Source organism: Streptomyces sp. NPDC031445, from assembly GCF_055581365.1.
The window spans coordinates 49,865-62,282 of sequence record NZ_JBVIJO010000009.1; the positions used below are offsets into that span (position 1 = coordinate 49,865).

Sequence of the window (12,418 nt, forward strand, 5' to 3'; positions counted from 1 at the left end):
GCCGTGCGGCGATCAGGGCCGGCTGACCGAGGCTTCCTGGTCGTGACGGTCCTGCCCGGCGGTGTCCGGGCCGGCTTCGGTCTCCGGTGCGGTGGGCCGGTCCCGGCGGCCGGTCAGGAGCCGGGCGAGCGGTTCGGTGTACCGGGCGGTGAGGGGGCCGAGCACGACCAGGAGCAGCACGTAGGCGGTGGCCAGCGGGCCGAGGTCGGAGTCGATGCCGGAGGTGACGGCGAGTCCCGCGATGACGATGGAGAACTCCCCGCGGGCGACCAGGGTGCCGCCGGCCCGCCACCGGCCGCGGGCCGATATGCCCGCTCGGCGGGCCGCCCAGTAGCCGGTGGCGATCTTCGTGAGGGTGGTGACGACCGCCAGGGCGAGTGCGGGCAGCAGCACCGGCGGGATGCTCGCCGGATCGGTGTGCAGTCCGAAGAAGACGAAGAACACCGCCGCGAACAGGTCCCGCAGCGGGGCGAGGAGGTGGTGGGCGCCCTCGGCGACCTCCCCGGACAGGGCGATGCCCACGAGGAACGCGCCGACCGCCGCCGAGACCTGGAGCTGCTGGGCGACCCCGGCCACCACCAGCGTCAGCCCGAGCACCACCAGGAGCAGCTTCTCGGGGTCGTCGGTGGAGACGAACCGGGAGATGTGCCGCCCGTAGCGGACCGCGACGAGCAGCACCAGGCCCGCCACGCCGAGCGCGATGGCCAGCGTGACGCTGCCGGCCGCGAAGCCGGTCCCGGCCAGCAGGGCCGTCACGACGGGCAGGTAGACCGCCATGGACAGGTCCTCCAGCACCAGGATGCTGAGGATCACCGGTGTCTCCCGGTTGCCGATCCGGCCGAGGTCGCCGAGGACCTTGGCGATGACGCCGGAGGAGGAGATCCAGGTGATGCCGGCCAGGACGACGGCGGCGATCGGGCCCCAGCCCAGCAGCAGGGCCATGGCGGCGCCGGGCAGCGCGTTGAGGGTGGCGTCGACGATCCCGGCCGGGTACTGGGTCTTCAGGTTGGAGACCAGATCGCCGGCCGTGTATTCGAGGCCCAGCATGAGCAGCAGCAGGACCACGCCGATCTCGGCGCCGATCGCGACGAACTCCTCGCTGGTGCCGAGCGGCAGCAGACCGCCCTCGCCGAAGGCGAGTCCGGCCAGGAGGTACAGCGGGATGGGCGAGAACCGGAGGCGGGCGGCGAGCCGGCCCAGCAGCCCGAGGCCCAGGATGATCGCGCCGAACTCGATGAGGAAGACCGCGGAGGAGTGCATCCGGATCACTCCCGCCCGAGTATCGCGGCGGCGGCGTCGACACCCTCGCGGGTGCCGATGACGATCAGCGTGTCCCCGCCGGCCAGCCGGAAGCCGGGGCCGGGGGAGGGGATCGCCTCGGCGCGGCGCAGGACGGCCACGATCGACACGCCGGTATCGGTGCGCATCCGGGTGTCGCCGAGCAGCCGTCCGTTCCAGTGCGAGGTCCCGGACAGCTCGATCCGCTCGGCCACCAGGCCCAGCTCGGTGGTGGAGAGCAGGGTGGGGCTGTGGTGGGTCGGCTTCAGGGCGTCGACCAGCGCCTCCGCCTCCTGGCCCGTGAGGTGGACCGACAGGGCGCAGGCGTCCGGATCGTCACGCTGGTAGGCGCTGAGGGTGCGCGAACCGTCCCGGTGGGCCACCACCGAAACGTGGCGGTGTTCGCGTGTCGTCAGGTCGTACCGGACTCCGATACCCGGCAAAGGTGTCCTGCTGGTGCGTGCGGCGCTCATGGTGCCCCCCTGTCCGGCTTGAATGTTTCTTGGTGAAACTTTTAGCCGAACCCTACCCCGGACGCTGATCGTGCGGGGAGGAGGCCCGAGCGGGCGGGGGGCGGGCGTCAGGCTCCGGAGGCCGCTGCCCCCTGGTCGCCGGAGGGGTCGGGCTGGCACGCGTGGCACAGCTCGTGGGTCCCGTCGCGAGTGACGACGGTTCCCCAGCCGAGGCACTGCTCGCAGTCCCGGGCGAGGGTCAGATCGGGGTGGGGAGGCAGAAGGGGGTCGCGGTGGGCTCCGTGCGCCATACGGGGAGCGGCTCCTTGCGGTCGCGGGGCGTGGTGCGCGAGGGGCGGTGGACTGGAGAGGACGACGTCCATTATGTCCTATTTATTCCCCCATGTCAGTGACAAATGTCATGCAGTGCCACCGCGACGCCCTGCAGTACCACTGCGCCACACCGTCGGGCGCGACCCGGAGCCGCCCCCGACGCCTCAGTCGAGGTTCCCCAGCCGGGCGTCCCGCCACAGGTCCACGCCGCCCTCGGTCGCGTACCGGTCGATCTCGGCCAGCTCCTCGTCGCTGAAGGAGAGGTTCTCCAGCGCGGCGACGTTCTGCTCGAGCTGCTCGACCCGTGAGGCGCCGATGACGAGCGAGGTCACCCGCTCGTCCCGCAGCGCCCAGGCCAGCGCCAGCTGGGCCAGGGTCTGTCCGCGCCGGGCCGCGAGGTCGTTCAGGGCGCGCAGCCGGCCGCGCAGGTCGTCCGTCAGCCAGGAGGCGTCCAGGGACGTGCCCCGCGCGGCGCGGGAGTCCGCCGGCACGCCTTCCAGGTAGCGGCCGGTGAGCAGGCCCTGGGCGAGCGCCGTGAACCCGATGACCCCGAAGCCCTCCTCCTCGGCGGCGTCAAGCAGGCCGTCGGTCTCGATCCAGCGGTTCAGCATGCTGTACGACGGCTGGTGGATCAGCAGCGGGGTGCCGAGCTCGCGCAGGATCGCCGCCGCCTGCCGGGTGCGTTCGGCGTCGTAGGAGGAGATGCCGACGTACAGGGCCTTGCCCTGGCGGACGGCGGTGTCGAGCGCGCCCATGGTCTCCTCCAGCGGTGTGCTCGCGTCCAGCCGGTGGGAGTAGAAGATGTCGACGTAGTCCAGGCCCGTCCGGGACAGTGACTGGTCCAGCGAGGCCAGCAGGTACTTCCGGGAGCCGCCGCCCTGTCCGTAGGGGCCGGGCCACATGTCCCAGCCGGCCTTGGTGGAGATCACCAGCTCGTCCCGGTACGGCGCCAGGTCCCTGCGCAGCAGCCGCCCGAAGTTCAGCTCCGCCGCGCCGTACGGCGGGCCGTAGTTGTTGGCGAGGTCGTGGTGGGTGATCCCCAGGTCGAAGGCGCGCAGCGCGATCTCGCGCTGGGTCTCGAAGGGGCGGTCGTCGCCGAAGTTGTGCCAGTAGCCGAGGGACAGGACCGGCAGGTCCAGTCCGGAACGGCCGGTGCGCCGGTAGCGCATGGTGCCGTCGTAGCGAGCGGGGTCCGCGACGTACGTCATCGGGTCTTCTCCGGGTGGTGCCGTAGGGGGTGCCCCGCGGGGGCGCGCGGGCCCTCCACCCTGCTCCGCGGCGCCGCGCAAGTCCAACCGCCGTCCCGGATGGGATTGAGCGGTTCCGTTTCTGAATCGGCCACAGGGGCAGGCGGTGATCAACGGAGCGGGAGCAAGGAGGCGCTCATGAGCGGTGCGCGGACCGGCGGGGTAGGCGAGGACCGGGACAGGCGGCGGGTGACCGGAACGGTGGCGCGGCTGCCGCGCCAGGTCCGCGAGGAGCTGACCCACAGGCTCCGCCGCAACCGGGGGGCCTTCCGCCCGGACGACGTCCAGGTCGTCGAGCGCCCGCTGCTGCGGCGCGCCGTCGGCGCCTCCGCGCTCGGCAACTGCATGGAGTGGTTCGACTTCGGTGTCTACAGCTACCTCGCCGCCACCATCGGCAAGGTGTTCTTCCCCGGAGCCTCTCCGGCCGCCCAGGTCATCTCCTCGTTCGCGACCTTCGCCGCCGCCTTCGTCGTACGGCCCCTCGGCGGGCTCGTCTTCGGCCCGCTCGGCGACCGGATCGGGCGGCAGAAGGTGCTCGCCACCACCATGATCATGATGGCCGCCGGCACCTTCGCCATCGGCCTGATCCCCGGCTACGCCACCATCGGCATCGCCGCGCCCGCGCTGCTCCTGCTGGCCCGCATGGTCCAGGGCTTCTCCACCGGCGGCGAGTACGGCGGAGCCACCACCTTCGTCGCCGAGTACTCCCCGGACCGCCGGCGCGGATTCCTCTCCAGCTGGCTCGACTTCGGCACCTTCACCGGCTACGCCCTCGGCTCGGCCCTGGTCACCCTGCTCAACCTGGCTCTGACGGACGCCCAGATGCTCTCCTGGGGGTGGCGCGTGCCGTTCCTGATCGCCGGGCCCCTCGGCGTGATCGGCCTCTACATGCGGCTGAGGCTGGAGGAGTCCCCGGCCTTCCAGCAGCAACTGGACGAACACGAGAAGGCGCTGGCGCAGGAGTCGGCGGGCAGCGAGTTCAAGGACATCATCAGGAACCACTGGCGGGCCCTGCTCGTCTGCATGGGCCTGGTGCTGCTCTACAACGTCACGAACTACATGGTCACCGGCTATCTGCCGACCTACCAGACCGAGACCCTGCACCGCTCCAGCGGTTCCGCGGACGTCCTGGTGCTCGTCGGGATGGTGTGGATCGTCGTGCTGATCACCTTCCTCGGGCGGCTCAGCGACCGGGTCGGCCGGCGCCCGCTCTACGCCGTCGCCGCGGCCGCGATGATCGTGCTCGCCGTCCCCGCCTTCCTGCTCATCAAGGCGCACGGCACCTGGCCGCCGATCCTCGGGGTGCTGCTCCTGTCCACGCTGCTGGCCTGCTTCGCCGCCCCCAGCGCGGCCACCCTGCCCGCCCTGTTCCCGACCGCCGTCCGCTACGCGGCCATGGGCATCGGCTTCAACATCGCCGTCGCCGCGTTCGGCGGCACCACCCCGCTGGTCACCGCCGCGCTGGTCGACCTCACCGGCGACGACCTCATGCCCGCCTACTACCTGATGCTGGCCGGCGCGATCGGCCTGCTCACCGTCCGGTTCCTGCCCGAGAGCGCCCAGGTCCCGCTCAAGGGCTCGCAGCCGATGGTCGGTTCACGGGAGGAGAGGCGCGAACTCATCACCGCCTCCCGTGAGTTGTACGCGCTCGCGCAGGAGCGGGGGAAGGCGCGGCACGGCTGAGCCACGGCCCGTGCCGGAGGGCTTGTCCGATCCTACGAACTTCTCGTCCGCCGGGTTACCGGCCCGCACCGCGTTTGATAGGAAACTTTCCTACCAGTACCGGTACGGACCAACCTCCCACCCCCCACTCCCCTTGGAGTCCCTGTGGTGTACCAAGACCGCGAAGCGCCAGCCGCCGCGAGCCCCGCCGGCCCCGCCCGTCTCTCCCGCCGGACCGTCGTCGCCGTCCTCGGCGCCGTCGCCTCGGGCGCCCTGCTCGGGGTCTCCCGCGCCGGCACGGCCTCCGCCGCGGCGCCGGGGCTGGACGACCCGGCGAAGAAGGAGATCGCCATGAAGCTGGTGTCGAGCGCGGAGAACTCCTCGCTCGACTGGAAGGCCCAGTACAAGTACATCGAGGACATCGGCGACGGCCGCGGCTACACGGCCGGCATCATCGGCTTCTGCTCCGGGACCGGCGACATGCTCGACCTCGTCCAGCTCTACGCCGACCGCAAGCCCGGCAACGTCCTGGCCAAGTACCTGCCCGCCCTGCGGAAGGTCAACGGCACCGACTCGCACCAGGGCCTGGACCCCAATTACCCCGCGGACTGGCGCAAGGCCGCCCAGGACACCGCCTTCCAGCAGGCCCAGAACGACGAACGCGACCGCGTCTACTTCAACCCCGCCGTCGCCCAGGGCAAGACCGACGGGCTGCGCGCGCTCGGCCAGTTCATCTACTACGACGCCATCGTCATGCACGGCGACGGCGACGACCCGACCAGCTTCCGCAACATCCGCAAGCGCGCCCTGCGCAGCGCCAAGCCGCCGGCCCAGGGCGGCGACGAGACGGCGTACCTGAACGCCTTCCTGGACGCCCGGGTGTGGGCCATGAAGCAGGAGGAGGCCCACAGCGACACCAGCCGCGTCGACACCGCGCAGCGCGTCTTCCTGCGCAAGGGCAACCTCGACCTGAACACCCCGCTCGACTGGAAGGTCTACGGCGACAGCTACCACATCGGCTGATCTCCGCCGGGAACACGGCAGGCCGGCGGGCCCGGACTCCGGAGCCGGAGCGCGGTCCGGCGGCCTGCCGCCGTGCCGGACCGCGCCGGAGCCCCGCGCGGCCGGATCACGAGGCCCGGCGGGCCGGGTGTGTCCCACCTGTCAGGGGCGCACTCGCATGGCACGCCCCTGACAGGAAAGATGGGCGGTGAGCGAACGACCCCATCGAGGAGGAACCGACTCATGGCGCACGAGCGCGCCGGCCGGCCGGCCGGTCCCGAGGACCTTGTCGACGTGGCCCGGCTGGTCACGGCGTACTACACGCTGCACCCCGACCCGGCGGACCCGGGACAGCGGGTGGCGTTCGGCACCTCGGGCCACCGCGGTTCGTCCCTGGCGAGCGCCTTCAACGAGGACCACATCGCCGCCACCAGCCAGGCCATCTGCGAGTACCGCGCCGCCCAGGGCACCGACGGGCCGCTCTTCCTGGGCGCCGACACGCACGCCCTGTCCGAGCCGGCCAAGGCCACCGCGCTGGAGGTGTTCGCCGCCAACGAGGTGACCGTCCTCATCGACAGCGCGGACGGCTACACGCCCACGCCCGCCGTCTCGCACGCGATCCTGACGTACAACCGGGGCCGCACCACGGGCCTGGCCGACGGTGTGGTCGTCACCCCGTCGCACAACCCGCCCGCCGACGGCGGCTTCAAGTACAACCCGCCGAGCGGCGGCCCGGCGGCCTCCGACGCCACCTCCTGGATCCAGGACCGCGCCAACCAGATCATCGCGGGCGGCCTGAAGGACGTACGCCGCCTCCCGTACGCCCGCGCGCTCGCCGCGGAGACCACCCAGCGGTACGACTTCCTCGGCACGTACGTCACCGACCTGCCCAGCGTCCTGGACCTGGACGCCGTCCGCGCCTCCGGCGTGCGCATCGGCGCCGACCCGCTCGGCGGCGCCTCCGTCGCCTACTGGGGCCGGATCGCGGAGCAGCACGGCATCGACCTGACGGTGGTCAACCCGCACACCGACCCCACCTGGCGGTTCATGACGCTGGACTGGGACGGCCAGATCCGCATGGACTGCTCCTCGCCGTACGCCATGGCCTCCCTCATCGAGCAGCGCGACCGCTTCCGCATCGCCACCGGCAACGACGCCGACGCCGACCGGCACGGCATCGTCACCCCGGACGCGGGCCTGATGAACCCCAACCACTACCTCGCCGTCGCCATCTCCTACCTCTACCGGCACCGCGACCAGTGGCCGGCCGACGCGGGCATCGGCAAGACCCTCGTCTCCTCCACCATGATCGACCGGGTCGCCCGCGACCTCGGCCGCCGGCTCGTCGAGGTGCCCGTCGGCTTCAAGTGGTTCGTGGACGGACTGGCCGGCGGCGACCTCGGGTTCGGCGGCGAGGAGTCGGCCGGCGCGTCCTTCCTGCGCCGGGACGGCTCGGTGTGGACCACCGACAAGGACGGCATCATCCTCGCCCTGCTCGCCTCGGAGATCACGGCCGTCACCGACAGGACCCCCTCGGAGCACTACGCCGGCCTGACCGCGCGCTTCGGCGCACCCGCCTACGCCCGCATCGACGCCCCCGCGACCCGCGAACAGAAGGCGCTGCTCGCCAAGTTGTCGCCGGCGCAGGTCACCGCGGACACGCTGGCCGGGGAGCAGGTCACCGCCGTGCTCACCGAGGCGCCCGGCAACGGCGCCAGGATCGGCGGGATCAAGGTCACCACGGAGAACGCCTGGTTCGCCGCCCGGCCCTCGGGCACCGAGGACGTCTACAAGGTGTACGCCGAGTCCTTCCTCGGCGCCCGCCACCTCGCCCGGGTGCAGGAGGAGGCCCAGGCCGTGGTGCTGGGAGCGCTCGGCGGCTGAGCGGACGGCGGGGCGGCCTCCCGGCCCGGCAGACCGCCCCACCGCCCCGGCCCGGTTCCGTCCGCCTCCCCGGCTCAGCGGCGTCCGCGTCCCCGGTCCAGGCGGTCCAGCACGGCCTCGGCCATGGCGGCCTCGCCCTTGGCGTTGGGATGGGCCGGGGCGGCGGGGGAGGCCGGCTGAAGGGGCTCGATCCAGCGGTCCGCCGGCGCCTTGCACATGTCGTGGCCGACCGTGGGTCCGTAGGTGTCCGCGTACTCGGCCCGGTTCACGCCGGCCACCAGCCGCAGCATGAGGTTCAGCCGCTTCTCGGTGTCGCGCAGGTAGGCGAAGTCCTGCTGGGCGAAGGGGACCTGGGGGAAGCAGCCGCTGCCGTCGTCGGGCAGGAGGTCCGGGTAGCCGACGACGACCACGCGGGCGTGCGGCGCCCGGGCGTGCACGGCCCGCAGCACCCGGTCGACCTTCGGCGCGGTCCGCACGATGGTGAGGGCCAGCTGGTCGTGACCGGAGGCCGAGTAGGAGCGCTCGCAGGGGTTGCCCGCCGGGTCCTGGGCGGCCAGGCGGGCGCAGGTGGCGATGATGGAGCCGAAGCCGACGTCGTTGCCGCCGATCTGCACCGTCACCAGGTCCGTGTGCCGGTCCAGGGCGTCGAGCTGGGGCGGGTTGGCGCCCTGCGCCTGCCACATCTCGGCGGTCGTCGCCCCGCCGCAGCTCACGTCCGTGAAGGCGGCCGCCTGCCGCCGGCCGGCCACGAGCGAGGGGTAGTTGTGGTCCGAGCGCGCGCAGCCGGCGTCCACCTGCCGGGGGATGCCCGGGCCCGAGGTGTAGGAGTCGCCGAGCGCGACATAGGCGCTCGCGCGGCCGGGTCCGCCCGGGTGCGCCGCGGCCGGTGCCGTACCGGCGGCGACGAGGGCGCAACCGCCCAGTACCGCTCCGAGCACGGCGCGGCGCCGCCGGCCTGCCGCCCCGTCCGCCGGACGCGTCCCGTTCGCCATGAGTCCTGCCCCTGAGCCCGCTGCGGCGCGCGGCGGCACCACCGCAGAGCGGCCCTCGCGCGTTCGACCGGGTCTGTATACCGTCCGGTAGGTCCCGCCGACCAGAAGCGGGACGCGACGAGTTCAGGGGGAGGGGCGGCGACAGCCCCGGGGAAGGGGCGGGTTCAGACGGCGGACACCTGTTCCACGGGGGCGGACGGCTGGAGCGTGGACGACGGCTCGGGCGTGGCCGGAGCCTGGAGCAGGGAGTCGTCCTCCGGGCGGGCGCCGGAGAGACGGTGGCGGGCGGCGATGAGGGCCATGTCGACGTCCCGGGTGCCGGTGGCCACGCACAGCGTGTAGGAGATGTCCGCCAGCCGCTGCCGGGCCTCCGGTGTGCTCTCCTCGGCCCCGAGCAGTGTGAGGGCCTCGTACTGGGCGATGAGGTCCTGCAGTACTGCGGGGTGGGCCATGAGCATGCGATCCGCCTCCCTGAATGGGGTCGCCGATGTACGAAGTCGCAGCGCGAATACCCCCGCATCCGCCGCGCATTCCCCGCGGTCCCGGGCGGTCGGCCCGTCCGGGGCGTCCCCCTCGGCCGGCCTCACCGGCCCCCCACGTCGCCGTCCTCCCCGAGGGCACCGCCACCTGCGACCCGGCCGAGCCCGGCAACGGGCTCGCCGAGCAGCGCTCCGGTACGCCGTCTGCTTCCCCGGCCAGGACGGCCACGGCGGTACGGCACCGTCAGGTACGGCCGCCGAACCGGCGCCCGCCCGGCTGTCCGCCCGCCCGGCTGTCCGGCGGAGCCGACTTCGTGACACCGTCGTCTCCGGCCTCGTCGGCCCGCCCCGCCGGGTGACGGCGGGCATCCACGGCTCCTGGATCGCGGACAGCGCGCTCCCGGGGAGCACGGGAAGGGCTGACCGGACGGACTCGGGGCGCCGGGATGCCCGGCGGTGTGCCGGCGCGTCACCCGGTCGGGTGCTCTCTGCCCGGGATGTGCCGGATCACGGCACGCCGCCGTGATCTTTCCGTGATCATGCCCCCTGTGAGTCTGCAACGTCGAGGTGCCCTGGGCCGGCGGGTCGTTCCGGCCGTACTCGGCACCCTCAGTGTCCTGTCCCTGCTGTCCGCCCTGCCGGCCGCAGCCCAGCCGGCGCGGCGGGACCACCGGCCCGCCGCACCACCGCCCCGGCAGGTCACCGCCGCGGAGGCGCGCACCGACGCCCGTCTCCGCTCCCTCCACGACCGGCCCGCGGCCCTGCGGGAGTTCTTCCGGCAGCTCCCCAAGGGCGGAGACCTGCACAACCACCTCTCCGGCGCGGTGTCCACGGAGTACCTGATCGAGCTGGCCGCCGAGGACGGGCTGTGCGTCGACACCGCGACGCTGACCGCGGTCACCCCGCCCTGCGGCGCCGGCACCCGGCCCGCCGCCGACGCGCGCACCGACCGCGCCTTCCACGACGCGCTGGTGCGCGCCTGGTCCATGGAGGACTTCCCGCCCGGTGAGAGCGGGCACGACCACTTCTTCGACACCTTCGGCAAGTTCGGCGAGGTCACCTGGCGGCACCGGGGCAAGCTGCTCGCGGAGGTCGCCGACACCGTCGTCCGCAACAACCAGTCCTACCTGGAGACGATGGTCACCCCGGCCTCCGACGGCGCGAAGAAGCTCGCCGCCGAGGTCGGCTGGGACGACGACCTCGCCGCCCTGCACCGCAGGCTGGTCGCGGGCGGCAAGCTGGACAAACTGGTCGCCCAGGCCCGCGCGGAGGCGGACGACGGCGACGCGGAGTTCCGCGCCACCGAGCGGTGCGGCACCCCGCGGGCGCGTCCCGGGTGCGGCCTCACCGTCCGCTGGATCTCCCAGGCGTCCCGGGGCAGTGCGCCGGAGCGGGTCTTCACCCAGCTCGCCCTCGGGCTGCGGCTGGCCGAGGCCGACCCGCGGTTCGTGGCCGTGAACCTCGTCCAGCCCGAGGACTCGGACGTCTCCCTGCGCGACTACGGCCTGCAGATGCGCATGGTCGGCTACCTGCGCACCCAGTACCCGAAGGCGCACGTCACCCTGCACGCCGGCGAGCTGTGGCCGGGGCTGGTCAAGCCGAAGGACCTGAAGTCCCACATCCGAAAGGCCGTGGAGGTCGCCCGCACCGAACGGGTCGGGCACGGCGTCGACCTGGTCCACGAGGACGACTGGCGGCGCACCGCCCGCACGATGGCGGACCGTCAGGTGGCGGTGGAGGTGCCCTTCTCCAGCAACGCCCAGATCCTCGGCGTCAAGGGAGCCGACCACCCCTTCGGCACCTACCGCCGCTACGGCGTCCCGGTCGTCCTCGCCACCGACGACCCCGGGGTGTCCCGGATCGACATCAGCCACGAGTACCAGTACGCCGCCGCCACCTACGGCCTGAGCTACCCCGAGCTGAAGGACCTCGCCCGCGCCTCCCTGGAGTACGCCTTCCTGCCGGGCGCGAGCCTGTGGCAGGGCAACCCCACCGCCCAGGGCTACCGGCCGGTCCCGGCGTGCCGTGCCGAGCGCCCCGGCCTGCCCGTGCGCGGCGCGGCCTGCCGGCACCTGCTCGCCGACAGCGCCAAGGCCCGTCTCGAATGGCGCCAGGAGGCCGCCTTCGCCGCCTTCGAAAGGACGCACGGGGGCTGACGCCACCCGCCCGGCACCCCCGAGGCCCCTGGGGGTGCCGGGCGGACGAGGGAGCCTGGCGTGCGGTTCGGGTACGTGGCGCACGGCCGTGCGCACCTCACCCCGGGGCAGCCGCCCTGTCCTCAGGCCCTGTTGAGTCCGGCGGTGTCCGGCGGGGAGGGTGTGGAAGGCTGGGCGGGTCCGCGTCCGCGCAACGGGAGGCAACCACCCGCATGGCCGTCATCCACCGCACGACCCTCAAGCCCGGCAAGACCGAACTGCTCGCCGACTGGCTGCCCGGCCGCCCCTGGTACCGCGGCGGCCCGGCCGCTCCCGTGCTGGAGAAGTCCGGCGGCTTCCGGCTGGACGACCCCGAGGGCGAGGTCGGCATCGAGTTCATGGTGGTCACCGACACGTCGGGCCCCGGCCGTACGGCCTATCTGGCGCCGCTCACCTACCGGGGGGCGCCGCTGGAGGGCGCCGAGCACGCGCTCGTCGGCACGACGGAGCACGGGGTGCTGGGCACGCGCTGGGTGTACGACGGCTGCCACGACCCGGTGCTGGTCACCGAACTGCTGGCGCTGATCGAGGGCAGGGCGCAGGCGATGGCCCAGAGCGTCACGGACACCCCCGACCACGAGGTGACCCGCTCCTACGACGGCGCGCCCCTCGTCCCGGACGGCTTCAGGCCCGAACCGTCCGACGACGAGGACGGCACCCGCCTTCCGGTGCCCGGGGGCCTGACCCTGCACGTCCACCGCGTCCTCACCCCCGTCACCGGGAACCCGCCGCTGCCGCCGCGGGACGCCCTCGGCCATGTGGCGACCGGCTGGCCGGACCCGGACGGCACCCGTCCGCGCGCCGTCTTCATGACGCTGCGCGCCCGCTGACCCCGGCGGGCGGTGCCGGCGGGCCGGGGGGCGCGCCGGCCCGCTCGGGGCCACTCTCTCCGCC

11 protein-coding genes are annotated in these 12,418 nt (G+C 73.4%); 5 read left to right on the top strand and 6 right to left on the bottom strand.

What is annotated here, in order from left to right:
• Window positions 1-12: 12 nt before the first annotated feature.
• From ACZ5DC_RS23515 to mgrA, 4 genes are all read right to left on the bottom strand, one after another.
• Window positions 13-1,260: a cation:proton antiporter gene (locus ACZ5DC_RS23515; protein WP_468655623.1), complete on the bottom strand. Its 1,248-nt coding sequence runs from the start codon at window positions 1,258-1,260 to the stop codon at window positions 13-15.
• 5 nt (window positions 1,261-1,265) lie between these two features.
• Entirely contained in the window at window positions 1,266-1,751 is a 486-nt protein-coding gene (locus ACZ5DC_RS23520; protein WP_366753445.1) for a cation:proton antiporter regulatory subunit, read from the bottom strand.
• 107 nt (window positions 1,752-1,858) lie between these two features.
• Entirely contained in the window at window positions 1,859-2,041 is a 183-nt protein-coding gene (locus ACZ5DC_RS23525) for a hypothetical protein (RefSeq protein WP_468655625.1), read from the bottom strand.
• A gap of 186 nt (window positions 2,042-2,227) precedes the next feature.
• Window positions 2,228-3,271 carry an L-glyceraldehyde 3-phosphate reductase gene (mgrA, locus tag ACZ5DC_RS23530; protein ID WP_468655627.1) on the bottom strand — a complete coding sequence of 348 codons (1,044 nt, stop codon included), beginning with the start codon at window positions 3,269-3,271 and terminating at the stop codon, window positions 2,228-2,230.
• Window positions 3,272-3,448: 177 nt separating this feature from the next.
• On the opposite strand from mgrA, the gene ACZ5DC_RS23535 reads away from it, so the two are divergent.
• The 3 genes from ACZ5DC_RS23535 (at window position 3,449) to pgm (ending at window position 7,858) form a co-directional block, all read left to right on the top strand.
• Window positions 3,449-4,993, top strand: coding sequence for an MFS transporter (locus ACZ5DC_RS23535; protein WP_468655629.1), 1,545 nt, complete (start codon window positions 3,449-3,451; stop codon window positions 4,991-4,993).
• A 144-nt stretch (window positions 4,994-5,137) separates the two neighbouring features.
• The gene (locus tag ACZ5DC_RS23540) at window positions 5,138-5,995 is read left to right on the top strand and encodes a chitosanase (RefSeq protein ID WP_468655631.1); all 858 of its coding nucleotides are present in this window, start codon (window positions 5,138-5,140) and stop codon (window positions 5,993-5,995) included.
• 222 nt (window positions 5,996-6,217) lie between these two features.
• Window positions 6,218-7,858, top strand: coding sequence for a phosphoglucomutase (alpha-D-glucose-1,6-bisphosphate-dependent) (gene pgm, locus ACZ5DC_RS23545; protein ID WP_468655633.1), 1,641 nt, complete (start codon window positions 6,218-6,220; stop codon window positions 7,856-7,858).
• Between the two features lie 74 nt (window positions 7,859-7,932).
• On the opposite strand, the gene ACZ5DC_RS23550 is transcribed toward pgm, so the two are convergent.
• Together ACZ5DC_RS23550 and ACZ5DC_RS23555 are read right to left on the bottom strand one after the other, a co-directional pair.
• Complete coding sequence (locus ACZ5DC_RS23550; protein ID WP_468655635.1) at window positions 7,933-8,850, bottom strand: SGNH/GDSL hydrolase family protein; 918 nt, start codon at window positions 8,848-8,850, stop codon at window positions 7,933-7,935.
• Window positions 8,851-9,014: 164 nt separating this feature from the next.
• On the bottom strand, window positions 9,015-9,308 hold the full coding sequence (locus ACZ5DC_RS23555) for a DUF5133 domain-containing protein (RefSeq protein WP_366753451.1): 294 nt from the start codon (window positions 9,306-9,308) through the stop codon (window positions 9,015-9,017).
• 560 nt (window positions 9,309-9,868) lie between these two features.
• Here ACZ5DC_RS23555 and ACZ5DC_RS23560 point away from each other — a divergent pair.
• A complete protein-coding gene (locus ACZ5DC_RS23560; RefSeq protein WP_468655637.1) occupies window positions 9,869-11,485 on the top strand; it encodes an adenosine deaminase family protein in 1,617 nt (538 codons plus the stop codon).
• 212 nt (window positions 11,486-11,697) lie between these two features.
• Window positions 11,698-12,354 (top strand): maltokinase N-terminal cap-like domain-containing protein, encoded by a 657-nt coding sequence (locus ACZ5DC_RS23565; RefSeq protein ID WP_468655639.1) that lies wholly within the window; start codon window positions 11,698-11,700, stop codon window positions 12,352-12,354.
• Window positions 12,355-12,418 lie beyond the last annotated feature (64 nt).

Coding starts and splice junctions, on each gene's coding strand:
- ACZ5DC_RS23515 (WP_468655623.1), bottom strand. CDS start 1,260: ATGCACTCCTCCGCGGTCTTCCTCATCGAGTTCGGCGCGATCATCCTG.
- ACZ5DC_RS23520 (WP_366753445.1), bottom strand. CDS start 1,751: ATGAGCGCCGCACGCACCAGCAGGACACCTTTGCCGGGTATCGGAGTC.
- ACZ5DC_RS23525 (WP_468655625.1), bottom strand. CDS start 2,041: ATGGCGCACGGAGCCCACCGCGACCCCCTTCTGCCTCCCCACCCCGAT.
- mgrA (WP_468655627.1), bottom strand. CDS start 3,271: ATGACGTACGTCGCGGACCCCGCTCGCTACGACGGCACCATGCGCTAC.
- ACZ5DC_RS23535 (WP_468655629.1), top strand. CDS start 3,449: ATGAGCGGTGCGCGGACCGGCGGGGTAGGCGAGGACCGGGACAGGCGG.
- pgm (WP_468655633.1), top strand. CDS start 6,218: ATGGCGCACGAGCGCGCCGGCCGGCCGGCCGGTCCCGAGGACCTTGTC.
- ACZ5DC_RS23550 (WP_468655635.1), bottom strand. CDS start 8,850: ATGGCGAACGGGACGCGTCCGGCGGACGGGGCGGCAGGCCGGCGGCGC.
- ACZ5DC_RS23555 (WP_366753451.1), bottom strand. CDS start 9,308: ATGCTCATGGCCCACCCCGCAGTACTGCAGGACCTCATCGCCCAGTAC.
- ACZ5DC_RS23560 (WP_468655637.1), top strand. CDS start 9,869: ATGCCCCCTGTGAGTCTGCAACGTCGAGGTGCCCTGGGCCGGCGGGTC.
- ACZ5DC_RS23565 (WP_468655639.1), top strand. CDS start 11,698: ATGGCCGTCATCCACCGCACGACCCTCAAGCCCGGCAAGACCGAACTG.